The sequence below is a fragment of the Arcobacter sp. F2176 genome, assembly GCF_004116465.1.
GTDB classification, from domain to species: Bacteria; Campylobacterota; Campylobacteria; order Campylobacterales; family Arcobacteraceae; genus Arcobacter; species Arcobacter siniprincipis.
The window spans coordinates 125,806-151,131 of the sequence record NZ_PDJV01000005.1 but is presented as its reverse complement, the minus strand read 5'-3'; the positions used below and the strand labels follow the sequence as shown (position 1 = coordinate 151,131).

The 25,326-nt window shown below is 28.5% G+C and carries 22 protein-coding genes; 8 read left to right on the top strand and 14 right to left on the bottom strand.

Features of this window, described 5'->3' with window-relative positions; all coding sequences use genetic code 11:
• The first annotated feature begins 80 nt into the window (after positions 1-80).
• Positions 81-2,777: a transporter substrate-binding domain-containing protein gene (locus CRU95_RS06720; protein ID WP_129100380.1), complete on the top strand. Its 2,697-nt coding sequence runs from the start codon at positions 81-83 to the stop codon at positions 2,775-2,777.
• Positions 2,778-2,807: 30 nt separating this feature from the next.
• Here CRU95_RS06720 and CRU95_RS06715 read toward each other — a convergent pair whose 3' ends face one another.
• From CRU95_RS06715 to CRU95_RS06700, 4 genes are read right to left on the bottom strand one after another with little or no spacing between them, the layout of a single operon-like run.
• The gene (locus CRU95_RS06715) at positions 2,808-3,191 is read right to left on the bottom strand and encodes a 4Fe-4S dicluster domain-containing protein (protein ID WP_129100379.1); all 384 of its coding nucleotides are present in this window, start codon (positions 3,189-3,191) and stop codon (positions 2,808-2,810) included.
• Between the two features lie 58 nt (positions 3,192-3,249).
• Complete coding sequence (locus CRU95_RS06710; protein ID WP_129100378.1) at positions 3,250-3,714, bottom strand: GNAT family N-acetyltransferase; 465 nt, start codon at positions 3,712-3,714, stop codon at positions 3,250-3,252.
• Entirely contained in the window at positions 3,683-4,945 is a 1,263-nt protein-coding gene (gene clpX / locus CRU95_RS06705; protein WP_129100377.1) for an ATP-dependent Clp protease ATP-binding subunit ClpX, read from the bottom strand. Before clpX ends, CRU95_RS06710 begins: the two co-directional genes overlap by 32 nt.
• On the bottom strand, positions 4,938-5,762 hold the full coding sequence (locus CRU95_RS06700) for an SIR2 family protein (protein WP_129100376.1): 825 nt from the start codon (positions 5,760-5,762) through the stop codon (positions 4,938-4,940). Before CRU95_RS06700 ends, clpX begins: the two co-directional genes overlap by 8 nt.
• 189 nt (positions 5,763-5,951) lie before the next feature.
• Between CRU95_RS06700 and CRU95_RS06695 the strand changes: the two genes are divergently transcribed.
• The 5 genes from CRU95_RS06695 to CRU95_RS06675 all read left to right on the top strand — a co-directional run bounded on the left by CRU95_RS06695 (position 5,952) and on the right by CRU95_RS06675 (position 12,267).
• A complete protein-coding gene (locus tag CRU95_RS06695; protein WP_129100375.1) occupies positions 5,952-8,471 on the top strand; it encodes a molybdopterin guanine dinucleotide-containing S/N-oxide reductase in 2,520 nt (839 codons plus the stop codon).
• Positions 8,472-9,035, top strand: a complete 564-nt coding sequence (locus CRU95_RS06690; RefSeq protein ID WP_129100374.1) for a hypothetical protein — start codon at positions 8,472-8,474, stop codon at positions 9,033-9,035.
• Positions 9,036-9,110: 75 nt separating this feature from the next.
• The gene (locus CRU95_RS06685) at positions 9,111-11,267 is read left to right on the top strand and encodes an ABC transporter substrate binding protein (RefSeq protein ID WP_129100373.1); all 2,157 of its coding nucleotides are present in this window, start codon (positions 9,111-9,113) and stop codon (positions 11,265-11,267) included.
• The gene (locus CRU95_RS06680) at positions 11,268-11,909 is read left to right on the top strand and encodes a response regulator transcription factor (protein ID WP_129100372.1); all 642 of its coding nucleotides are present in this window, start codon (positions 11,268-11,270) and stop codon (positions 11,907-11,909) included.
• Positions 11,910-11,988: 79 nt separating this feature from the next.
• Positions 11,989-12,267 carry a c-type cytochrome gene (locus CRU95_RS06675; protein ID WP_129100371.1) on the top strand — a complete coding sequence of 93 codons (279 nt, stop codon included), beginning with the start codon at positions 11,989-11,991 and terminating at the stop codon, positions 12,265-12,267.
• Between the two features lie 97 nt (positions 12,268-12,364).
• Here CRU95_RS06675 and CRU95_RS06670 read toward each other — a convergent pair whose 3' ends face one another.
• The 5 genes from CRU95_RS06670 to CRU95_RS06650 form a co-directional block, all read right to left on the bottom strand.
• Positions 12,365-12,877 carry a hypothetical protein gene (locus CRU95_RS06670; RefSeq protein WP_129100370.1) on the bottom strand — a complete coding sequence of 171 codons (513 nt, stop codon included), beginning with the start codon at positions 12,875-12,877 and terminating at the stop codon, positions 12,365-12,367.
• Positions 12,861-14,423: a sigma 54-interacting transcriptional regulator gene (locus CRU95_RS06665; RefSeq protein WP_129100369.1), complete on the bottom strand. Its 1,563-nt coding sequence runs from the start codon at positions 14,421-14,423 to the stop codon at positions 12,861-12,863. Before CRU95_RS06665 ends, CRU95_RS06670 begins: the two co-directional genes overlap by 17 nt.
• An 81-nt stretch (positions 14,424-14,504) precedes the next feature.
• Entirely contained in the window at positions 14,505-14,714 is a 210-nt protein-coding gene (nifT, locus tag CRU95_RS06660; protein ID WP_129100368.1) for a putative nitrogen fixation protein NifT, read from the bottom strand.
• 20 nt (positions 14,715-14,734) lie between these two features.
• Complete coding sequence (locus CRU95_RS06655; protein ID WP_129100367.1) at positions 14,735-16,384, bottom strand: L-aspartate oxidase; 1,650 nt, start codon at positions 16,382-16,384, stop codon at positions 14,735-14,737.
• A 1-nt stretch (position 16,385) separates the two neighbouring features.
• Positions 16,386-17,495 carry an aldo/keto reductase gene (locus CRU95_RS06650; RefSeq protein WP_129100366.1) on the bottom strand — a complete coding sequence of 370 codons (1,110 nt, stop codon included), beginning with the start codon at positions 17,493-17,495 and terminating at the stop codon, positions 16,386-16,388.
• Between the two features lie 193 nt (positions 17,496-17,688).
• Here CRU95_RS06650 and CRU95_RS06645 point away from each other — a divergent pair, with 193 nt between their 5' ends.
• A complete protein-coding gene (locus CRU95_RS06645; protein ID WP_129100365.1) occupies positions 17,689-20,109 on the top strand; it encodes a hydrogenase small subunit in 2,421 nt (806 codons plus the stop codon).
• On the top strand, positions 20,109-21,767 hold the full coding sequence (locus CRU95_RS06640; protein ID WP_129100364.1) for a nickel-dependent hydrogenase large subunit: 1,659 nt from the start codon (positions 20,109-20,111) through the stop codon (positions 21,765-21,767). Before CRU95_RS06645 ends, CRU95_RS06640 begins: the two co-directional genes overlap by 1 nt.
• Here CRU95_RS06640 and modD read toward each other — a convergent pair.
• Genes modD through modA form a run of 5 tightly spaced genes read right to left on the bottom strand, consistent with a single transcriptional unit; the run spans position 21,764 to position 25,326 of the window.
• Entirely contained in the window at positions 21,764-22,621 is an 858-nt protein-coding gene (gene modD / locus CRU95_RS06635; RefSeq protein ID WP_129100363.1) for a ModD protein, read from the bottom strand. The genes CRU95_RS06640 and modD overlap by 4 nt on opposite strands.
• Before the next feature lie 17 nt (positions 22,622-22,638).
• Entirely contained in the window at positions 22,639-23,493 is an 855-nt protein-coding gene (locus tag CRU95_RS06630) for an ABC transporter ATP-binding protein (RefSeq protein WP_129100362.1), read from the bottom strand.
• Positions 23,494-23,496: 3 nt separating this feature from the next.
• A complete protein-coding gene (gene modB / locus CRU95_RS06625) occupies positions 23,497-24,189 on the bottom strand; it encodes a molybdate ABC transporter permease subunit (protein ID WP_129100361.1) in 693 nt (230 codons plus the stop codon).
• On the bottom strand, positions 24,182-24,583 hold the full coding sequence (locus tag CRU95_RS06620) for a molybdopterin-binding protein (protein WP_129100360.1): 402 nt from the start codon (positions 24,581-24,583) through the stop codon (positions 24,182-24,184). The genes modB and CRU95_RS06620 overlap by 8 nt, the downstream gene beginning before the upstream one ends.
• A complete protein-coding gene (modA, locus tag CRU95_RS06615) occupies positions 24,580-25,326 on the bottom strand; it encodes a molybdate ABC transporter substrate-binding protein (RefSeq protein ID WP_129100359.1) in 747 nt (248 codons plus the stop codon). Before modA ends, CRU95_RS06620 begins: the two co-directional genes overlap by 4 nt.

Sequence of the window (25,326 nt, the reverse complement as noted above, 5' to 3'; positions counted from 1 at the left end):
TAAAAAATAAACAGAAATTAATTCCTTATATATAAAAAAAAGGTAATATATAAAATTTATAATTTATTTTAAGGCTTATAATGGGGAAAATACCTAAAAATATTTTTTTAATAATTTTTTTTACATCATATCTATTTGCTTCAACTTCACAGAAAGAACTTTCTTTGAGTTTTAAAGAAAAAGAGTGGATAAAAAATAACCCAAATGTTGATATTGCTATATCAATGCGTTTCCCTCCTTTTTCTTATATTGAAAATGGCAATTCAAAAGGTCTAGTTATCGATATTCTTCAAAGAATTGAAAATTTATCAGGTTTAACTTTTAAGATAAATGCATTACCTTGGTCCGAAGCTTTGAACAGTTTTAAGAACAAAGATGTAAAGATTATCTGTAATATATCTTATACTAAAAAGAGGGAATCTTTTACTTTATTTTCAAAGCCTTATTATGAAATACCTAATTTTATTTTTGGATTAAAAGATAATGAAAGCTATAAGGGAGCGGATAGTTTAAAGGGAAAAACTTTAGCTGTGACTAAAGGTATTTTTTATATTAATGATATAAAAAAACAAGGAATAAATGTCTTAGAATTTGATACGGCATTAGAAAAAATCAAAGCAGTTATTGAAGGAAAAGCAGATTATTTTGTATCTTCTTATACAAAAGGAGAAAAAGCAATTAAAGATAATTCATTTACAAATTTAAAAGTAATAGATGAGTTTACAAAAATCAAAAAAGAGGATTTAAGATTTGGAGTTAATGTAGATAATCCTATTTTAAACTCTATAATAGAAAAAGCCTTAGATAAAATTTCCACTCAAGAGTTAAACTCAATAGCGGATAAATGGATTATATTTGATAAAGATAATGCTGATTATAAATATGTTAAGTTTACTGAAGAAGAAATAAAATATATTAAGAGTAATCCTAATATAAAATATAGTGAAATAAATTGGATGCCTTTGTCTATTATTGAAAATAATGAGATGCAAGGTATTATAGGAGACTTTCTTAAAATAATAAGTGTTAGATCAGGTCTTAAGTTTCAATTTGTTCCTTCAAGGTCTTGGAAAGATGTTTTGGATAAATTTAATGAAGGAGAAATAGATTTAATTCCTTCTGTTACTTCAAGTTCAGAAAAAGAGTCCTTGGGGCTTGTTTCTAAAATGTATTCAAAGTTTCCCATGGTAATAATAACTGGTTCAAAGTATTCTTATGTAAATAGTTTAAATGATTTAAAAAATAAAGTAATTGCTGTTCCTAAACATTATACAAGTTATAATTTTATCAAAAAAAATTATCCAGCTATCCAGATATTAGAAACTTCCAATATCCAAGAAGCTTTAATTTTAGTTGAAAAAGGCAGAGCAGATGCTTTTATTGGACATATTGCAACTTCAGTATTTTATATTTCTCAACTTCATTTAAGTGATTTAAAGATTTCAGGAAGTACACTTTTTGATTTTGAACATCGTTATTTAGTACAAAAAAATAATCCAATTTTATTATCAATAATTAATAAATCAATAGATTCAATTACACAAAAAGAGAAAAAAGATATTTATTCAAATTGGATTCAAACTACTGTTAAAGAAAAAACACTAGATTATAAAATCTTGATAATTATTTTATTAATAACTTTATTTATAGTTATAGGTTTTATATATAGGCAAATTGTTTTAAAAAAATATAATAATGAACTAAAGAAATCATATCATAATGTACAAAGTATTATTAATTCGACATTAGAAGCAATTATCATCACTGAAAATAGAATATGTATTGATGCAAATGAGTCAGCATTAAAGCTTTTTAATTTAAGTAAAGATGAAATGATAGGATTAGATTATTTAGAGTTTGTATCTGATGAATATAAACAAAAAATTAAAGAAACCTTTTCAAGTGATAGTAGTGAACCTTTTGAATTAAATGTTGTAAGTTCAGAAAAAAAGATTATCCCTGCTTTAGGAAGAGGTACTAATTTAAAATTGAATGATAGACTTATTAGAATCTCTTCTATTATTGACTTATCAGAGGTAAAGAACAAAGAAAAACTTTTGATTGAACAATCTAAAATGGCAGCATTAGGTGAGATGATTGGACATATTGCTCACCAATGGAGGCAACCATTAAGTGTAATTACGACAATAAGTAGTAGTTGGAGTATTTATAATGAGATTGGAAAATTAAATAATACTAAGGTTTTAAAAGACTCAAAGCAGATTATAGCAAATGCTAATTATTTATCTCAAACAATTGATGACTTTAGATCTTTTATTAAAGATGCAGATAGCTCAAAAGAGTTTGATATAAAAGAGTTAATGGAGAATTTAAATAGACTTATTTCTCATTCTTTACACAGTTCTCAGGTTAAGTTCATATTTACTAATAATTTAAAAAAAGTGGTAAAAGGAAATCAAAATCAAGTGCTTCAAGCTCTTATTAATATAGTAAATAATGCTGTTGATGCTTTAACAGAAAACAAAAAAGATGAAGAGAGATTGCTCTTTATTAAAGTTACACAAGATAAAGATACTATTTGTGTAAGTATAAAAGATAACGCCAATGGAATACCTGCAAATATAATGAATAAAATATATGAACCATATTTTACTACAAAACATGAATCTAATGGAACAGGGCTTGGTTTATATATGTCTTATTCAATAATTAAAAAAATGGGTGGAGAAATAAAAGTTTCAAATGTAGAATATGAGTATGAGAATAAAAAATATACAGGTGCAAAATTTCTAATCTCTTTAAAGAGTGTTGATTAGAACAAAGACTTTAAAGTCTTTGTTTTAATCTTAAAATTGTCCTACATTTGCGTAAGATTCTCTATCTTCCATTGGAATGTCAGTAATAAATTTTTGCTCTTTTACGCTTGGAAGCATAAGACCTTTTGTTTTATGTTCTCTAATTTTATAAGTGCCTTCATCGTTACCCATTGCATAATAATCTGAGAATTCACTAGTATAAGGCATGTCCCATACAATTGCACCCTCTGTTGGACAAGCTTCCGCACATCTTGGTTTATCTGCATGATCAACACATTCAACACATGATTCTGGTTTTACATAAAATACATCTGTAGGATTTTTAGCATTGCCATCTTCTAAAATCGCTGCAACTGGACACTCTGGAGCACATGCTTCACAACTTATACACTCTTCTGTAATTTTAACTGCCATTGTCTTTCCTTATATAAAAATATAAGAAATAAGATGCAAATAGTGTTCCACTATTGCTTTAGTTTTCTACATGATAGTACCAAGCATTTAAATTACTTCTTTTAAATTTTTTATTTGTGTAAAATTCTTTGGCTGTAGTATTATCTTCATCACAAACAAGTTGTAATCTTGTCAATGAGTTTTTTTTAGCATAATCTTTTATATACTCTAAAAGATAAGTTCCTACTCCTAAATCTCTATAGTCATCTTTGATTACAAAGTCTTCAATAAGTCCTACTTTTGTCCCCATAACCGTTGAAATAATTTTTTGAATAGTTATCATTCCTATTACTTCATTTTCAAATTTTACAAGAATCACTTCCGCACTTCGATTATTTAATAATAATTTGATACCTTCTTCATGTCTTTTTTCATTGAAAGTAAAATCTTCTTCAATGCAAAATAATGATTGAAGAAGATTTACAATGCTTGGGAAATCTTCTTTTGTAGCTTTACATATTTGTAGATTGCTTTTTAATATCATTGTAGTTTATCTCCTTAGAGACTTTTTTCTGAGTACTTTTTTCATAGATTAAATCTATATCTTTTTTATTACAAATATACTCTTGTGTAATTACACATGAACCTAAGTTCTCTTCTGATGGTATTGTATATTGTAATGGTAACATAAGTTTTTCAATTATACCCCTAAGTCCTCTAGCTCCTACATCTTTTTCATAGGCGATATTTGCAATTTCATCTAGGGCTTTATCTTCAAATTTTAAATCTACTCCATCAAGCTCAAAAAGTATTTCATACTGTTTTGTGATGGCATTTTTAGGCTCTTTTAAAACTCTTATTAAATCTTCTTTTGAAAGCTTGTTAAGTTCTGCAATTACTGGAATTCTACCAATAAACTCAGGAATCAATCCAAAAGAGATAAGCTCTTTTGCTTCTATATCTTTTTTATCTTTTAGTTTGTTATCTTTATTTAAAAATCCCATGACAGATGATTTTTCTTTGTTTTCATCTTTTCTCAATCCAACAAAAGCGCCACCACAGATAAATAAGACATGGGTAGTATCAAAAATTATTGTTTCAGCTGAAGAGTTTTTTCTACTTCCTTTTACTGGAACATAAACTTCTGCTCCTTCTAGAATTTTTAATAGTCCTTGTTGAACACCTTCTCCACTTACATCTCTACCACTTGTGGCACTTTCACTTTTATTGGCTATTTTGTCTATTTCATCGATATAAACAATACCTCTTTTTGCTTTTTCCAAATCAAAATCAGCAGCTGCCAAAAGTCTTGAAAGTATAGATTCCACATCTTCACCCACATATCCAGCTTCAGTTAAAGCTGTTGCATCTGCAACTGCAAAGGGTACATCCATGATTTTAGCAAGTGATTTTGCAAGTAGAGTTTTACCACTTCCTGTTGGACCTATTAGCATGATATTTGATTTTTCTAGTTCAACATTTTTGATAATTGGTTTATCGATTCTTTTGTAATGATTATAAAGTGCTACTGCTAAAACTTTTTTAGCATCATCTTGACCTATTACATATTCATCAAGATGTTCTTTTATTTTAATTGGAACGCTAAGACCTTTTTGAAACTCTTTTTTTGCCTCTTTTATAGTCTCTTTTTCCATAACATTTGAGCACATAGAGATACATTCATCACAAATATTTGATTTTTCACTTGAAAATATTTTTTTAACTTCTTTTATCTCTTTCCCACAAAAGTCACATGATTTTAATTTATTAGGCATAGTTATTTATAAACTCATTTAAACTCAAATTTAAATTTTCTAAATTATGAGTTTTGATAAATTTATCCTCTTTTTTTGTTAGTTCAGGTTTATTAAATATAGCAAACCCACCTTTTAAATCCATTGTTATTTCATTTGCAACCATTCTAAAAGTATCTTTAGAAAAATCAACACCCATAAAAAGGTACTCTTTGTCTTTTCTAAAATCTTTTAAAATAGGAGGCATAGCAAATCCACCCATGGCTTCAGTTAACCAATCCACAAAATCAGCATCAGAGATGATAAAGTTCATCTCAGGTTTTGTTGAGCCCATAGGTTTAAATAAAATTGGCAAATCTAAAGTTAAAGCCTCTTTTTCTATCTTTTCATAGGCATTTTTACTCACATCAAATTTATAAATAATAAATCTATCATAATCAGCAGTTATTCTAGAAACCCCAGTTATTAAGAAGTGTTCAACATCACTATAGATTTTTTGTAAACTATCATCTAGATTTGTATCAATTACATATTTGGGTTTGATTTGTTTTAACCAAGTATAAACTTTAGGCAAATCATACTCTTTGGAACTATAGATGTGGTTTGTCATTTGAACAATAAACTCTCTACCTTTTCTCTGCTCTAAACTCATGGCAGCTCTTGAATATTCATACATAAGTCTTGGGCTCATAGCTCTTCCATTATTTAAAGCTAAAATCATCGAATCACTATCATATGGCAACTGACTACCATCTTTTGCTTGTATTTTTTCAAAGACACCCATACCAAGAAATGGTACCATCGATCCATTTTTTAATTTTTCTACTATATCTTCCATTAAATATCCTATAGTAATATTTAATTAACTACTATGCAAAAACCGTTCCCTAATATTATGATTTTAAATTTACTATTTTGCCACATTTTCGCCACAGCATTAATTTATAATTACATTAAATTATTAAACTAAAAAATTAATTCATTAATTTTTAAGTTATTAAATTAATTTTAAATCTAGGAGAATAAAATGGAAAATGGAATGAATAGACGTACATTTTTAAAATCAAGTACAGTTGCTGCAGCTGCAGTAGTCCAAGCTCATGCAATACCATTAGTTGGTGAAAGTTTATTTAATGATAAACCTTTAGAGATGAGTGCTTCTCACTTTGGCGCATTTAGAGCAAGAGATAAAAACTCAAGATTTGAAGGTGTGGAAGCATTTAAAGGTGATGAATATCCATCTTCTTTGATAAACGCACTTCCAGCAAGAACATATGCAGAAGATAGAATTCTTTACCCGTGTGTTAGAGAAGATTATCTTAAAAATGGATATAAAAGTGATAAATCAAAAAGAGGTAAAGATAAATTTGTTCGTGTTTCATGGGAAAAAGCTTTAGAATTAGTTGCTAATGAAATTAAAAGAACACATAAAGATTATGGTGATGAAGCCATTTATGGAGGAAGTTATGGTTGGTATTGTGTAGGATCATTAAATAATCCTCAAGCACTTTTAGGAAGAATGCTTCATTTAACAGGTGGATACACTTCAAGAACTTGTACATATTCAACACATGCTATTAGACAAATTACTCCTTATATTGTAGGAACAGATGAATCTACTGCAAGACCAACTGCTTATCCAGTATTAATTGAAAATTCTGAATGTATTGTATTTTGGGGTGCTGATATTGTAAATACAAATCAAATTGCATGGGGTGTTCCAGATCATAAAACATATACTTATTTAAAAGAGTTAAAAGCACAAGCTAAAAAAAGAGGATTAAAATTTTATATAATTGACCCTGTTTATAATAATACTGGTATGTATTTTGATGCAGAGCATATTAAAATTAATCCTACAACGGATGTTGCTTTGATGCTTGGAATAGCTCATTATCTTTATACTAATAAATTACATGATGAGAAATTTTTGAGAAAATGTACTTATGGATTTAAACAATTTTCACAATACTTAATTGGTAAAACTGAAGATATGATTGAAAAAACTCCAGAATGGGCATCTAAAATTTGTGGTGTTGATGCTGAAGTAATTAAAATGTTAGCAAAAGAATTTGCTTCAAAAAGAACAATGTTAATGGGAGGATGGTCTACACAAAGAGCTCATCATGGGGAACAACCAAACTGGATGTTAATTACTCTTGCAACTATGCTTGGAGATATTGGATTACCTGGTGGGGGATACTCTTGTAATTATCATTATTCTGGAAATGGTGTTCCAATGCCAGCTGCTGCAACAGGAAATGCTCAAAGTGAAAAAGGTTCTAAAAGTGAAAAAAATGGACTTTCTGCTTCTCCTGGACTTGGTGGAATAGGAAGAAAAACAACAATTGATGGACCATGGAAAGATAATAAAGTTCCAGTTATCCCTGTTTCTAGAATTGTTGAGTGTTTAGAAAATCCAGGAAAAGAGATAAAATTTGATGGGAAAATAATTAAATATCCAGATATCAAAATGGCATACTGGGCAGGAGGAAATCCTTTCCACCATCACCAAGATAGAAATAGAATGATTAAAGCATATAGAAAATTAGAAACATTTGTTGTACAAGATGCCTTCTGGACTGCAACTGCTAGAATGGGAGATATTATTCTTCCTTCAACACTAGAGCAAGAAAGAAATGATATCGCAAAAGCTCATTCAAATAGTTTTATTTTTGCTATGAAACAAGTATCTAAACCATATGCAGAAGTGAAAGATGATTTTGATATTTTTACTGGAATATTAGAACATTTCTCTAAAGAGCATGTTCATGCTTTCACAGAAGGTAGAGACAAAATGGGATGGATTAAACACTTCTATGAAGTTTCATATAAAAAAGCACAAAGTTCTGGAGTGAAAATGCCTACTTTTGATGAATTTTGGAAAAAAGGATTTTGTGAATTTGAAACTCCAGAAATCGCAAAAAAATACATAAGATTTGAAGAATTTAGAAAAAATCCAATTATTAATAGACTTGGAACTCCATCTGGAAAAATTGAGATTTTCTCAAAAAAAGTGGCAAGTTATGGTTATGATGATTGTAAAGGACATCCTATGTGGTTTGAACCAATGGAATGGGTAGGTTCTAAAAAAGCTGAAAAATATCCATTGAATTTAATTACGCCACATCCTAAATATAGACTTCACTCTCAATTGAATAATACTTGGATTAGACATCTTGAAGAAGTAAATGGAAGAGAACCTATTTGGTTAAATACTGATGATGCAAAAAAACGTGGTATAAAAAATGGTGATGTTGTAAGAGTATTTAATGGACGAGGGCAAATCTTAGCGGGTGCAGTAGTAACTGAATTTGTAAAAAAAGGTGCAGTACGAATGCAAGAGGGAGCTTGGTATGATCCAACTGAAGCAGGAGAACCTGGTACTTTATGTAGACATGGTGATGTTAATGTATTAATTCCTGATGAAGGAACTTCAAGTCTTGCTCAAGGAAATCAAGCAACTGCACTTGTTGAAATTGAAAAATTTGATGGAGAGATTCCAGCTATTGGAATATTTAAAGCTCCAAAAATAAAAGGAGCTTAGATGAAAAATTTAAGAAAAATATTATTGGTTTTAGTATCAGTTGTTACACTTGGTGTAGCTGCTGATACAGCATATTTATCTCAAAATACAAAATTGTATAAAGATGTAAATAAAAAAGAGGTTATTGGTGATTTAATTGTGGCTTCGCACTTAAAAGTTCTTTCAAAAGAAGGTAATCTAACAAAAGTAGAATTTATTGGTTATGCTCCTGAAGATAGCCCAACAGTTTATGAAAAAGCAGGTTTTTTAATCACTGGTTTTGAAGGTAAAGATTTTGCTGATTATAAAATTATCGGAAAAAAAGTTGATGAGTATGATAATGAATGGTTTGAAGTTTTAATAAAAGGTTATATTATAAGTGATTCTTTAACAAATGATAAAACTAAAATTATAGCAGAAGGTAAAAATATGTTTGAGGCGAAATGTGGTGTATGTCATGATATTCATCATAAAGAGGAATTTATCCCAAATGTATGGCCAAGTATTTTAAATAATATGGCACCACAAGCTGGGCTTACAAAAGATGAAAGAATGAAAATAGAAAAATATCTTCAAGAACAATAAATTTATGGTTTCTTCTATTTGAAGAAACCTACTGGATATGTTAAAATAGAGTTATATTTTATAAAAAAGGCTTATATGTTTAAAAAGTTATTCTTAATATTTTTTATTGTCTCTTCTTTAAGTGCATCATCAAAGTATATATTATTATTACATTCATATAATAAAGGCTTAGTTTGGAGTGAAAATATTTCCAAAGGTATTGATGATTCTTTAAAAGTACTTCCTGATTATGAACTCTCTACGGAATATTTAGATAATAAAAGAAATAAAAATAAAGAGTATCACAAACTTATTAGACAAGCTTACATAGAAAAATTCAAAAAACAAAAATTTGATATTGTTATCGCAGCAGATAATGCAGCTGTTCAATTTGTGTTAAAACATAAAAATGAACTGTTTAAAAATACTCCTTTAGTCTTTACTGGAATTGAAGAGATGAATCCGGGTATTGATGTTACTAAAGTATTAAAAGATAAAATTAGCTTAATACTGGAGCATAAACCTTTAAAAAGTGGCATTGAAGCAATCTTGCAAGTAATGCCTGATTTAAAATATTTATATGTTATAAATGATAAAACTTATACTTCTGAAATGATTAATAAAATAATAAAAGAAAAATTAGATAGCTTTAAAAATAGAATTGATTATAAATTATATTTAGATGGGAATATTTCTCAAATATATAAAGATTTTAAAACTCTTCCAAAAAATAGTGCAGTTTGGTTTGGAAATTTATATCTTAATGAAAATGAAAACTATATACCTTTTTTAAAAGTCAATAAACTTTTAAATAACTCTCCTGTTCCTGTATTTTCTATGACTGATTATCACTTAGGTAAAGGAGTTATTGGAGGTCATTTATTGAGAGGTTATTATGTTGGCTATGAAGCTGGTAAAAGGGCTGTTGAAATTATGCAAGGTAAGAAAGTTGATTATACAAAACCAATATTGGCACATACCCAATATGTTTATGATTATAAAGTTATGGAAAAATATGGCTTAAATACAAATTTAGTCCCTTCAGGTTCAATTTTTATAAATGAACCAGAAACATTTTTTGAAAAATATAAAATTTGGATTTATAGAATATTTATAATCTCCCCTTTTATTCTATTTTTCTTAGTTCTTGCACTTATAAATATTTATAAAAGAGATAAATTGTCAAAACAATTGATAGCTGAAAATAAAAGAGAACAAGTTCTTTTAAATAATGTAAAAAGTGCAGTGTTTTGGATTGATATAAATGGATATATTAGAGGTCATAATCGATCTTTTTCAAAAATATTTTATAATGGGAAAGATGGAATTGGTCTTTATATTTGTGATGTTTTTAAACCATTTTGCACAGTAATAACAAAAGAAAAAATATCTATTGATGAAGATATTGAATTTGTTTATAATAATAATTCCTTTTTTGCAAGAAGTAAAACATATTATGATGAAAATGGAAAAGATAGTGGAACAGTAACAATTATTACTGATATAACAGAAAAGAAACAACTTGAAATCAATAAACAGTTTATAATCCAACAATCAAAACTAACAGAAGTTGGAGAAATGCTTTCAGCTATTGTGCATCAATGGAAGGTACCACTAATTGAACTTTCAGTAGTTGCCCATAAAATGCAAAGTTATTACAAAAAAGATAAATTAAGTAAAGAGAATATGGATGGATTTTTTGATACTATTATGAAACAAATCATTTATATGGGTGATACAATAGATGAATTTAGACAATTTATCAAACCATCTAATAAACCAGTACTTTTTGATATTGATAAAGGAATTAATGAAATTGAGACAATACTTGATAGTTCATTAAAATATAACAATATTCAATTAGAATATGTTAATAACTTAGATAGTTCATATAGTCTTTTTGGATATCCAAATGAGTTTAAACAAGTTTTACTAAACATAATAAACAATGCAAAAGATTCAATTATATTATCAAGAGAGTTTAAAAAGAGTGGAAAAATCATGATTTTACTTTCTAGAAATGCAACTTATATTAATTTAAGTGTAATTGATGATGGGAAAGGATTTGATGCTGATGCATTAAAACATCTTTTTGAAGCTTTTTATACTAATAAAAAAAATGGTGATGGCTTTGGTTTGTATATGGCAAAACTTATTATTGAAAATAAAATGCATGGTGTAATAAACGCTTTCAATACAGAAAATGGTGCAAATATAGAGATATTACTACCTTTGAATATAGAAAGGGATTAGATGAAAGTTTTAATATTAGAAGATAATGAAAGTTTATTAGAATTAATCACAGAAGAATTAGAAGATATTGGATATGAAGTATCAAGTTTTAATGATGGATTAGATGCACTTGACCATTGTATAGATGGATTTGATTGTTTTATTTTAGATATAAATGTCCCAAATGTAGATGGAATTTCATTGTTAAAAGAGATAAGAAATAGAGATAAAACAACCCCTGCAATAATTATAAGTGCAAACTTTGAATTAGAAAATGTAAAAAAAGCATATTCAAATGGATGCAATGACTTTTTAAAAAAGCCATTTTATATGTATGAGTTAGAGACAAAAATAAAACAATTATGTCATCTGGGAGAAGAAAAAAATCTATTAGCTAATTATACATATAATTTAAGTTCAGAAACATTATTTGATGAAAACAAAGAAGCGGTAAAACTTACAAGAAAAGAGAGACGCTTTATATCCCTTTTAATTAAACATGAAAATAAAATGACGCCTTTAGAGTATATAGAAGATTATGTTTGGGAAGGAGAAATGACAACTTCAGTTGGAATTAGATCTATGATTAAAAGATTAAGAGTAAAACTTCCAGATGGGATGATAGTTTCACAGCACTTTGGATATGAAATAAAAACCTTCTAAATACTCTACAAAGACCAAAATGCCACCATTTCGCCACAAAAATTTCATATAATTTTTTATTAAAAGAAAGGAGAATTATTTGAAAAAGGCATTAGTTTTTTCTCTTTTTATTGCCTCTTTAGCTTATGCAAATCCTTATGGAAAATGTATAGTTTGTCATGGAGAAAATGGAGATAAATCAGCTTTAAATGGTAAATCATTAATTATTAATGAGATGTCAAAGGCAGATATAAAATCTGCACTAATTGGCTACAAAAATGGAACTTATGGTGGGGCTTTAAAAGCAATGATGAAAGTCCAATCTATGCCATTAAGTAATGAGGATATTGAATTTATAGCTAATAAGATTGGTAAATAAATTTAAAATTTTGATGGTCTTTTGACTTAACAATATAAAAAATAAAAATAAAATAAAATCAATTAGCTACAAGATGAGAGTCTTGTAGCTTTTTTTATTATCCATGACACCCAACTCCTGTATATGATTGGTAAACCTTATTTAATTCAATTCTTATTCTATCCATGTCTAAAGGCTTTGATAAATCATCTGGCATATCAATATGATAAATAGCTCCATCTTTGCCAACTAAAAATAAGGCTTTTGTTAAACAGTTTTTTAAAGTGCCACTTATTATTTTTGTTCCATACATATTTGCATAATCTTCATTGATATCAAAAACAGGAAGTATTTTTTTAAACTTATAGTCAAAATCAATCTTTTTATTAAATATCAAATAAGTAAAAATCTCAACTTTTGCATCATTCATAAACTCATCAAAAGCTATAATTTCTTTTTTAAAATCTTCAAAATTTGGAAATGATAAAAAGATCTGAATCATTCTATTTGGACTTGCTTTTTTTATAATTAATTCATTACCTTGTAAATCTACAGCTTCAATATCTTCAGCCATATATCCCACATCTATAAATTCATCAATGAGTTCAAACTCTTCATTCTTGTAGTTCATTTGTTATTCCATATTTATTGATTTTATAACCCATTTGTCTAAGTGTTATTCCTAACTCTTTTGCTGCATTTGATTGGTTGAAGTTATTTGCAATTAAAGCTTCTGTTATAGCTTCTTTTTCCATATCTTCTAGGCTTTTTTTATGGCTTGCTTGTTTTGAAGAAGCTATTGGTTTATCTTCTAATTTCCCTTTTTCAAGTGCAGGAAGAAGAAGTGACATATCAAAACTATCTATACCATTTTCATTGCCCATTAAAACAATTCTCTCCATGGTATTTTCTAGTTCTCTTACATTTCCAGGCCAAGGATAAGAAGCTAAAAGTTCCATTGCTTCATCTAATATTTTTACATTTTTTTTATGGTTTTTGATTGCTCTTTCTAAAAAGAAATTTACAAGTTGTTTTATATCATCACCTCTTTCTCTAAGTGGTGGTAAATCAATTGGTATTACATTTAATCTATAATATAAATCTTCTCTAAATTTTCCCTCTTTTACCATTTGCTCTAGGTTTCTATTTGTAGCAGCTACTAGTCTAACATTTACTTTAATAGTCTTACTTCCACCTACTCTTTCGAACTCTCTCTCTTGTAAGACTCTTAGAAGTTTTACTTGAGCAGAAGATGAAATATCACCTATCTCATCTAAGAACAAAGTTCCTTTATCTGCTAATTCAAATCTTCCTTTTCTAGTCTCCCTTGCATCTGTGAAGGCACCTTTTTCATGACCAAAAAGTTCACTTTCAAGTAAGGTATCAGTAATAGCAGCACAGTTCAATTTAATAAAAGGCTCATTTGCTCTTTTACTTCTTTTATGAATTGCAGCAGCAACTAGCTCTTTACCAGTTCCTGTCTCTCCTCTTACTAATACTGTAACTTCTGATTGGGCTATTCTTTGTATTACTTGAAAAACTTGTTTCATCTTTGGACTATCTCCAATGATATCTCCGAAGTTATGAACCTTTGAGTCCCATTCCATTTTATAATATGATTTCAAATCTTCTAATCTTTCTTTCTCTTTTATGTTTAATTGATAAGAGTAGATAGTTTGTGCAAATATTGAACCAATAATTGTAAGTATTCTTACACAATCTTCAAATCCTATTTCCGTACTTTTAGTAAGAGCAGCACCCAAAACACCAACAGTTTCATTTTCAACAACTAAAGGAACAGCTACATATGAAAGATTTGAAAAATCTCTTTTTCCTGATTTGTTTAAAAATAGTGAATCATTGTGAATATTTTCCACAACAACTGGTTCTTTAGATAAAGCAGCAACACCTGTTGCTCCTTCACCCACTTTATAAACTGATAGTTTTTTTTGAATAGTTGATAATTCAACTGATGCAAATACTGTAAGTAAATCCTCTTCTAAAATATGAACTGTACAGTTTGTAAGATTTAAACTATTTTTCAAAATCTTTATAGATTTTTCTAAGGAAGTTTCCAAATCATAATGATTTGATATTACTGCTGAGATTTCATAAAGTGTTGTTAATTCTCTAAGAGTTAAACATGAGCTACAGGCTGTATTATCAAATAATGACATGAAAAATCCTTTTTAATAATAGTATAACATACTGAATACAAATTCATATATTATTTTGTATATTTTATATACAAGCGGGTCTTAGTTAGTAAGTTTTTTACAAACTTCTTCTTTTGGTAAATTCTTTGGACCTGGTTGAATCCACCATGTTTCACCATTTGAAAGTTCACACTCTCCACCCCAATTTTCTTCACTATCAAACTCTACAGATTCTATAATCTCTTCCATATCTTTTTTCGCAAAATAAAAATATATTTTGCCCTCATTTTCTCTTAACATTACTTTTGCCATTTTCTTCTCCTTTTTTTAATTTAATCCAATCTATTTATAAATAGATTTCTTATTTTTGTAATCAATGAATTATCCTCATATCTTAATCTAAAGTAACCTTTTTGAACCTCTTTTATTAAGATGTGTTTTTTTAGATTTTCATCTTCACTTGGATAATCTTCTCTAAAATGAGCACCTCTACTCTCTTTTCTTTTTTGTGCTGAAAGTATTATCGCTTCTGATATTTCAAGGGCATTTCTAAGTTCCAATATGGAAATTAGTTCAACATTATTAGTCTTTTCTTTATTTATACAATGAAGGGAATATGACTCTCTTCTTAGATATTTTACATAATCAAAGGCTTTAATCAAACTCTCTTCAGAACGTATAATCCCTACTTTTTCAAATAAAACTTTTCCTAATGAGATTCTAATTGCATTGAAATTTTTTGTAGTATCACCTTCGAAAATTTTATCTATATTTTGAATATCTCTTATAACAATATTATAATCAATTGGTAAATACTCTTTGTAGTGAGTATATTCATAAGCTTTTTTACCCACTAGTTCCCCAAAGATAGTTCCCTCTAAAAGAGAATTTCCTCCAAGTCTATTTGCTCCATGTACTCCATTTGAAGCCATTTCTCCACAGATAAAAAGTCCTTTTATAGAAGTCTCACCCATATTTGTATCAACCCCACCCATACTATAATGGGCTACAGGTTTTATTTTTAATAACTCTTTGCTAATGTCTATTCCAACTTGATTATAAGCAGCATTAAAAAGTGATGGTAGTTTTTCTTGAATTTTTTCATATCCTAAATGTCTTAAGTCAATAAATACTTCTTTTCCATTGTTTTGTTGTTCAAGTATTGCTTTTGCAATTTTATCTCTTGTCTCAAGCTCATTGATGAATCTCTCACCATTACTATTTATTAAAAATCCACCTTCAGCTCTAGCAGCTTCAGTTACTAGGTAATTTGTTTTTGCTATTCCTGTTGGATGAAATTGCATAAATTCCATATCTTTTAGAACTAATCCAGCTCTTAAACAAACAGCTAATAAATCACCCGTATAATCTTGTGCATTGGTAGAGTTTCCTCTAAATATTCCAGCATACCCACCACCTGCAAGAACTACAGTTTTTGCTGGATATACTAAAATAGAAGTATCTAATCTTCTTAGACAAACTACCCCAGAAATAGCGTTTCCATGGCTAGCTAGGTTTAGTACATAAGTATTTACCAAAAAGCTTATACCTACTTCTTTTGCTTTTTTTATAAGTGCTTGAGTTATAGCAAAGCCAGTTTTATCTCCCACATAACAAGTTCTATTTGCTGAGCCTCCACCAAAAGGTCTTTGTAAAATATTTCCCTTTTCATCTTTATCAAAATTTACTCCATAATCTTCAAGTTTTGAGATTATATTAGAAGCATTTTTACACATATAACTTATGGCATTTATATCTGCTAGACCTTTTGATGATTTGAAAGTATCATCAATATGAGAATTTATTGCATAAGAATCTTTAGAGTTTAAAACTGCATTTATTCCACCACTTGCCATGGCAGAATTTGATTTGAAGATATTTCCTTTTGTGATGAGAGCTACAGTATTATCAACTTTTTTGGCTTCTATTGCTGCCATAAGTCCAGCGATACCACCACCCACTACAACTACATCATAAATCATATTATACTCTATACATTAAGTCGTAGTGTGCTCTTGGAGTTGTTTTTATTTCTGTAATTCTTAGATTACTTTTTATATGAACAGGTACTTTTGAAGCAAAAAGTGAACTTATAATTCCAGGTGTTGATCTTACAAATTGAAGCGCTAATTGAATATCATTTTCTAGAACCATTTTATTATCCAATAAGTAACCAGTTTCAGCTTTAAATGACTTTTTAAATAGATTCATTTGAAGTAAAGAAGAACTACTAATAACATCAATTTTTAGTCTATATGCTGCTTGTAAAAGTGTACATTCTTCACCTTTTACTGTTTGTGTTGGCATTGTATATATGTTTGTTTTTGCAATATTAAAAGGAGTTTGAATATATTTGAAATGGTGATTTTCTCCCCCAACTTTTAGTGCAATTTCTACTAAATCTTCTAGGTTGATATGTTCACCTGTAGATTTATCACTAAATCCATTCCAAACAGCAACTCCATAGTATTTGATAAAGCCCATTGTTATCATTTTTTCAAATCGTTTAAAAATAGACTCAACTTTCTTTAGAAATTTTTTATATCCATTTTTTTGTATTTGAATTTCTGGATTATGTAAATAGTAAATATCAAATTTATCAATACCCATATTTTCTAAAGATTTTTTACATGACCACTCTATAAAATCAGCACTCAAACAGTGTTGGTCTAGTTCAATATCTTCTTTTGTAGCAAGTTTTGTATTGATAATATTATCTTCAATCCAAGTATATGGATTCTTTGGAAATGGATATTCAAGTTGAATAAAACCACCCTTTGAACAAATAATTAGTTCTTCCCTTGTAACTATTTTCTCTTCAAAAAGTTCTTTTAATGCAATACCAATCTCTTTTTCACTTTGCCCATATCTATAATTACTTGCAGAATCTATTAGGTTTATGCCATTTTTAACAGCTTCTTTTACACCCTCAATATAATGAAAAACATAATTCTCTTCTTTGTAAGGTTCTTTGTTAAAAGTTCCAAGACCAAGTTTTGAAAAAATCAGGTCATTACTTTTGATATAAAACTCTTTGTAAGATGAAAACTTTTTTGCAAAATTATGAGTTGCTTCTAAAGTTGCTTCTGTCATAAATACTTTTCCTTATTCAATTCCTTTGTAAAAAAAGAGTAAAATTGGGTAAATTTTACTCTTTAAAATTTAACTACAAAAGGTTGACTAATATATATGCAAGAAGTGTTCCCTAAAAATCATGGGTTTATGTAATTAAAGAGTAACTTATATTTTGCTATTATTAATGTAATCCATAAAAAAGAGATGTCAAATGAAGATAATTATTATAGGTGGAGGAATTGCCGCAGTTTATTTAGCAAATAATATTTTAAATGTAGATTCATCATGTAGTGTTACTATTCTTAGTGATGAAGAATATATCCCTTATGATAGGATACATCTTTGTAGATTAATTGAATCTAATAATGATGTTGAGAATATAAAGCTTGAACTAAATAGTTCTGTGAACTTACAACTTAAGCAAACTATTTCAAATATCAATAAAGATAAAAAACAAGTCTTTTCAAATGATAAAACTTATGACTATGACAAACTTATAATTGCCACAGGCTCTACTCCTATAACTCTTCTAGATACAACTTTAGAAAATGTCTCTGTTTTTAGAAATGTAAATGATTGTAAGAAAATAGAACAATATTGTAAAACAAATGAAGTAGTTCTTGTGGGAAGTGGACCCATTGCTTTGGAACTACTTGATACTTTAAATGAAATGGCTGATGTAAAAAGTATAACTTTACTCATAAGAAGTAGACACTTATACGATAAATATATATCTGCTGAATCTATGCAAATAATGGAAAATAGTTTTTTAAAAAATAAAAAAGCAAGAATCTCTTATGAAGATGAGATTGTTGAATGCAAAATCAAAAATAATAAAATCGAAGTTTTAAAAACAAAAAAATTAAATATAAAAAATCCTTTTATTGTTTTTGGAATAGGAATAAAAGCAAATGCAAAACCTTTTGAAAAATTTATTGATGTAAACAAAGGTATTTTAGTAAATGAGTTTATGCAAAGTAGTGATAAAAATATCTATGCAGTTGGAGAGTGTGCTGAAGTTGTAAAAGATAATTTTGTAGCAGGTCACGTAAAAGAGTGTACAACCCAAGCAAATGTAGCAATATCTCATATCTTTCAAAAAGATATTATTAACTTTGAACTTGATACTGCAGTTGATATGCTTAAAATTGGGGATTTTACTTTAGTTGAAATTTGCTCATCAGATTTTGATAAAGGTTTTGAAAAGGTTGTTATTGAATCAATAGATAAAAAAAGAGTTGATGAATACTTCTTAAAAGATAAAAAGCTAATAAGATTTATCGGAATTAATTCAAATATTGATACAGCATATTTAGAAAAAGTTATAAATGAAAAGGATGAGATAGATTTAAACTATTTATATGAAAATAGAGAATTAAGCCCAAGAGGAAAATTAGTTTGTGCGTGTAAACATATTTATTATGAGGATTTAAAAGATCTTGTGATTTCATGTAAGATTGACTCTTTTTCTTCATTAAAAGAGTTCAGTGAAGCAGGAAGAGTTTGTGGAAGATGTAAAAAAGAGATAGATGATATTATTTTGGATTCACAACATTTAATAGATTATGATACTCCTAAAAAAACTCCTGAAGAGCTAAGATTAGAAGAAGAATTAAAAAGAAGTCAAAGAAGTATTGAGAAGTTTAAAAAACTACATCCAAAAAATAATATGGATGAAAATAATTTAGAATCGGCACTAAAAATGCTTGATATGGGTAAAAGTGAAATTAATAGTTGGATCTCTATGGTAACAGCTAGTATGAAATTAAACCCAGCCTTTGAAGATGTTGTAAGTGAGGGAATTAAAAATTTAAATAAGATTCCAATTATTTGGTTGGAGTTAAGTGATTGTAGCGGGAATAGTGAAGCCTTTATAAAATCATCAAATCCAGTATTAGAAGACTTGATATTTGATTATATCTCTTTAGATTATCATGAGTTACTTATGAGTGCAAGTGGTGATGAGAGTGAGACTATCTTAGAAAATATAATCAAAAATGATAAAGGAAAATATGTCTTGATAGTTGAAGGTGCAGTTTCTTTAGGTCTTGATGGAAAGTATTTACGAATAGGGAAAAAAGGTGAAACAGGAGTTGAGCTTTTAAAAAAATGTGCAAAAGATGCAGCACTCGTATTAGCAGTTGGTTCATGTGCTTTTGATGGAGGAGTAGTATCTGCCTATCCAAATCCAACAGGTGCTGTTGGAGTGGCTCAAGCTTTAAATAGAGATGATATTATAAATATCACAGGCTGTCCCACAAATCCTATAAATATAGTAGGAACCTTGCTTTCATATATGATGTTTGAAGAAATACCAGCTTTGGATAAATTTAACCGTCCTTTATGGGCTTATGAACAAAGGGTTCATGATAATTGTGAAAGAAGAGGTCATTATGAACTTGGCGAATTTGTAAAAGAATGGGGAGATGATGGGGCAAAAAATGGTTGGTGTCTTTTTGAGATGGGTTGTAAAGGTCCATTTGCTAATGTAAATTGCCCATCTATGAAGTTTAATCAAGGAACAAGTTGGCCGGTACAAGTTGGGCATGGCTGTATGGGGTGTACTGAACTTGGATTTTTTGATAAATTTGCAAATGAGAGAGTATATAAAGAAAAAGAGGATGAAAAATAATGAAAAAAATTGTTATTGATCCCATTACTAGAATTGAGGGGCATTTAAGAGCTGAAGTAGAAGTTGATGAAAATGGTATTGTAAAAGAAGCTTATGTAAGCGGACAACTTTTTCGAGGTATTGAAATTATTTTACAAAATAGAGACCCAAGAGATGCAGGACTTCTAGCAGGAAGAGTTTGTGGAGTTTGTACAAATTCTCACTTTAGAGGAGCTATTGGAGCAGTAGAAAGTGCTTATTCTTTGAGTATCCCAGAAAATGCTAGGATAATAAGAGATTTGATGTCTATGGCTTTATTTATTCAAGACCACGTGGTACATTTTTATCAGTTACATTTGCTTGATTTTGTTGATGTCCTAAGTGCCTTAAAGGCAAATCCAAAAGAGACAACAAAAGAGGCTCATAAGTATTGTGAAAAACCATTTAGAAACTCAAATACACATTATGAAGCAGTTTTAGAAAAGCTTCAAAACTTTATAGATGCTGGAAGATTAGGGCCTTTTAATAGTGGATATTGGGGGCATAGTGATTATAAATTAAGTAGTGAACAAAATTTAATTTTATTATCCCACTATTTTGAAGCCTTACAATTTCAAACAAAAATCTCAAAAGCCATAGCAATTTTTGGAGGTAAAACTCCCCATCCTCAATCTTTGGTTGTAGGTGGTATTACAAGTGTTGCAGATATGCTAAATCCCCAAAGACTCAATGACTTCATTTTTGTAATAAAAGAGGCAAGTGATTTTATAAATCGAGCTTATTTACCTGATATGAAATTATTAGCAATTGCCTATAAAGATGAGATAAAATCGAAAAGTGGAAAAACAATAGGTAACTTTTTAAGTGTGGGTGGTTACCCTATAAATAAAGAGATGAAACTTTTTTCTGGTGGAGTTATATTTGAACAAGATTTATCAAATATACAAGAATTTGATGCCAACAAAATAAAAGAAGAAGTTCAAAGAGCTTGGTATAGTGATGATGCAAAACAAGAACCTTTTTATACTGATTTAAATGAAGATGGTACTTTAAAAACTAAAAATAAAGATGACAAATATTCTTGGATAAAAGCTCCCCGATATGATGGCAAGACTATGGAAACAGGTCCAATTGCAAGACTTATTATTAGTTATTTAAACAATAATACTGCCATAAACTCTTTTGTTGATGAGTTTTTAAAAGAGACCTCTTTGAGTCTTGAAGATTTAAATTCAACTGTTGGAAGAAATTGTGCAAGGGCAATTGAGAGTCAATATATTTGTGAATATATTTTTAAACTAGTTTCAAATTTAATTCAAAATATTAAATACTATGATACAAATACTTGGGACAGATACAATTTTGAAGAGCTAAAAAAAGATGCAAGTGGGTATGTTTTCTTAGAAGTTCCAAGAGGAGTTTTACTTCATAGTATAAATATAGAAAATGCCAAAATTAAAAATTATCAAATCATAGCTCCAACAACTTGGAATGCAACTCCAAAAAATAGTGATGGTATTAGAGGTGCATATGAAGAGGCTTTAGTTGGAATCAAAATAAAAGATTTAGAAAAACCTCTTGAGGTTTTAAAAGTCCTACACTCTTTTGATCCATGTTTAGCATGTGCTGTGCATATCATAGATACAAAAGGTAAGTATTTAGGAGAGTATAAAGTTTAATTTTCTTTTGGAAGTAATTTCATTTTACTTCCAAAATCTGCCATACCACTTGAGTACATAGCACTTGAAACTATACCGTCAACGCCTAAAGAGGCATATTCTTTTACATTTGATAAATTTATTCCACCTGCAGCTAAGATGCTTACGCTTGGAAAATTCTCATTTTTATATTGAATGATTTTTTTTAATATAGGAATTTTTATTTTATCAATTTGAATTACATCTACTTCATTTTGCATTAGAATTATTGCATCTTCATATGTTTCAGTTTCTATTACTATTTTTTTCTCTGGGGTTTTTTGTTTTAATCTTTTTATATCATTTAAAAAGTCTTTTTCATTTTTATAAACTATTCTGTGTTGAGGGAAAAGAAGAATACTTTCACTTAATCCTAAACGATGTGGTGTAGCTCCACCTATTATAATTGATTTTATACATAATTTTTTTGCAAAAGGAAAACTTTTTCTAGTGGATAAAAGTTCACAAGTTTTATTTACGCTTTCTATTTCTTTTTTCATTTTATTAGTATTACTTGCCATCTTACAACTATATTCTAATAATACTTGACAAACTTTCCATGCCTTATGAACATCTTCATATTTACCAATAAACTCCAAAATTACATCATTTTGTTTTATAAAAGTTTTTGATGGAACAAAACTTTTCACTTTGCAATTTAAAAGCTCAGCAATTCTTTTTGCTTCTTCACTACAAGAGACAATAATATCTTCTCTAGTAAAGATACTTAATTTTGCTTTCTTATTTGATTGTCCTTGAAGATAAGTGGTTAAATCAAAGTAAGGTATATCATCATTTATATATTGTTGAAGTTCATTATCTGTTAGAATGAACATATTTTTATCCTTTTATTTTAAATCTGTTTTATTAATGGGGCAAAAGCTTTTGTACTTACTAAAACTTTTTGTCCTATATTTAAATTTTTTGCTTCATCATTACTTATAACAACCTCCACAAGCTGTTGACCTATTGATACAATTGCTACTTGAATAACATCAACTTTTATAATATCAAGTAATTCTCCCTCAAATGAGAATTTTTGAGAACCACTTGTTTTTAATAAAATATCTTTAGCTTTTCCATCATTTATAACTAAACCTTGATTTAAAACTATAACTCTATTTGATAATCTATACATTTCACTTGGATCATGACTTACCATTATTGTGGTTGTATTAAACTCTTTGTGAAGTGTTAATATCTCTTGTTGTAGTTTTACTCTCATTTGAGGGTCTAAGGCTGATAAAGGCTCATCCATAAGTAAAAGTTTTGGTTTATTCATTAGTGCTCGACAAAGGCTAACTCTTTGTTTTTGTCCACCACTTAAAGTGTTAGGTAATCTATTTTTTAACTCTTGCATTTCGGTTAATTTTAAAAGTTTTATTGCTAAGTCTTTATCTTTTTTTACAAATAAAAGATTATCTATCACACTCATATTTGGAAATAGTGCATAGTCTTGGAAAACAAAACCTATTTCTCTTTTTTGTGGAGCTAGAAAAATTGATTCATTTTGCCAATAGCTTTCACCTATTTTTATCTCACCTTTGGCTTCTTCTAGACCTGCAAGTATTCTTAAAAGTGTAGTTTTACCACTCCCGCTCAATCCTGCTAATGCAATAAAATCACCCTCATTAATCTCTAAATTTACATCCAAATTCATCTGTCCATCTGAACCATGTAGTTTTTTAAAAATATCTATTTTTATCATAACCTATATCCCAAACTTTTTGTTATTTCTGCCATTGAAGATATAAACACTAAGAAGTACTAAAAAGCTTATTATTACCATAATAGCACTATAAATATGGGCACTTTTATAATCCATTATTTCTACCATTTCATATATAGCAACTGAAGCTACTTTTGTCTCACCTGGAATACTTCCTCCTACCATAAGAACAACTCCAAACTCTCCTACTGTATGTGCGAAGGTTACAATTATTGCTGTAAGAAGAGCTGGTTTTATATTTGGTAAGGCTACTTTTAATAAAGTTTTTATTTTCCCTTTTCCACAAATATAACTAGCTTCAATCATATTTTTACTAATACTTTCAAAACCACTTTGTAAGGGTTGAACCATAAAAGGTAGACTATAAAAACAACTAGCAATTACAAGCCCATAAAAATTGAATACTAGTTTTACTCCAAGAGTATTTTCAAAAAAGGCACCTATTGGAGAATTATAAGATAAAGCCCACAAAATATAAAACCCTAGAACAGAAGGAGGTAAAACTATTGGAAGAGCTGTAATTGCTTCTAAAAAAGGTTTCAATCTTGATTTTGTTTGTGAGAGATACCAAGAAAGAGGTAATGAAATCACAAATAAAATTAAAGTTGTAATAAATGCTAATTTAAATGAGAGTATAAAGGGACCAAATTCTATAGCTTTCAGGGTTTCAAACATTTATTACTTCCTCAATAGATAAATCACTTGCTTTTATAAAAATATTAATTTCATCATCTTTTTTTAGATTCATTTTTTTTGCACTTGCTTGGGTTATAATTGATTGGAAATATGAATTTTTAGCTTTTATTGTCACACTACAAAGGAGTTTACCCTCTTCTATACTTTCAATCTTTGCTTTTATTTGATTAGAGAAACTAATCATACCTTCAAAATCTCTTGCCAAGATAATATTTGTAGCTTTTGCCACTAATATAACTTTTTGACCGATTTTAATATTTTCATTAAGATCTAAACTCATCATTTTGAGTTTAATTCCTGAAAAATCAAATTGCACAATATTGAGATTATCAATATTGTCTATTTGAGATATGATAGCTTCTATTTTATTCATGGTACTAAATATCCAAATTTGTTAAATATTTTTTTTGCATCTGCACTTAATATAAAGTCATAAAATGCTTTTGCTTCTTTATTGTCTTTTGCATTTTTTATAATAACAATTCCTTGATTAATAGGAGTATAAAGTTTTGGATTTACATCTACCCAGTTTACTCCTTCTTTATACATACTCATTTTTGGACTATATAAAGATGATTTTGCAATAAATCCTATATCAGTTGCAGTTGTGGCATAAGTTACTGTTTGTGAGATAGATTCGGCATAAACATATTTTTTTACAACTTCGTCATAAATTTTTGCATTTTTCATAGCTTCAACTGCAGCTTTCCCATAAGGGGCAGTTTTTGGATTTGCAATAGCAATTTTATTTACTGAACTGTCATTTGCTAGATTTATTCCTTTTGACATATCTAGTTTTTTAATACTTAAAATTGCTAAACTTCCTTGTGCATAAATAACTGGTTTTGTAATAGCAATCTTATCACTATATAAAGCTTCTGGATATTTCATATTTGCAGCCATCAAAATATTATAAGGGGCACCATTTTTAATTTGTGCCGTTAGTTTTCCACTACTTCCAAGTGTAACATTTACTTTTGTATCTGGATTTGTTTTATTAAACTCATTAATCAAATCACCAATTGCATAACTTACATTTGCAGCAACTGCAATATTGATTTGTCCTGCAAATAAACTTAAACTTACAACTAATATTCCTAAGATAATTTTTTTCAT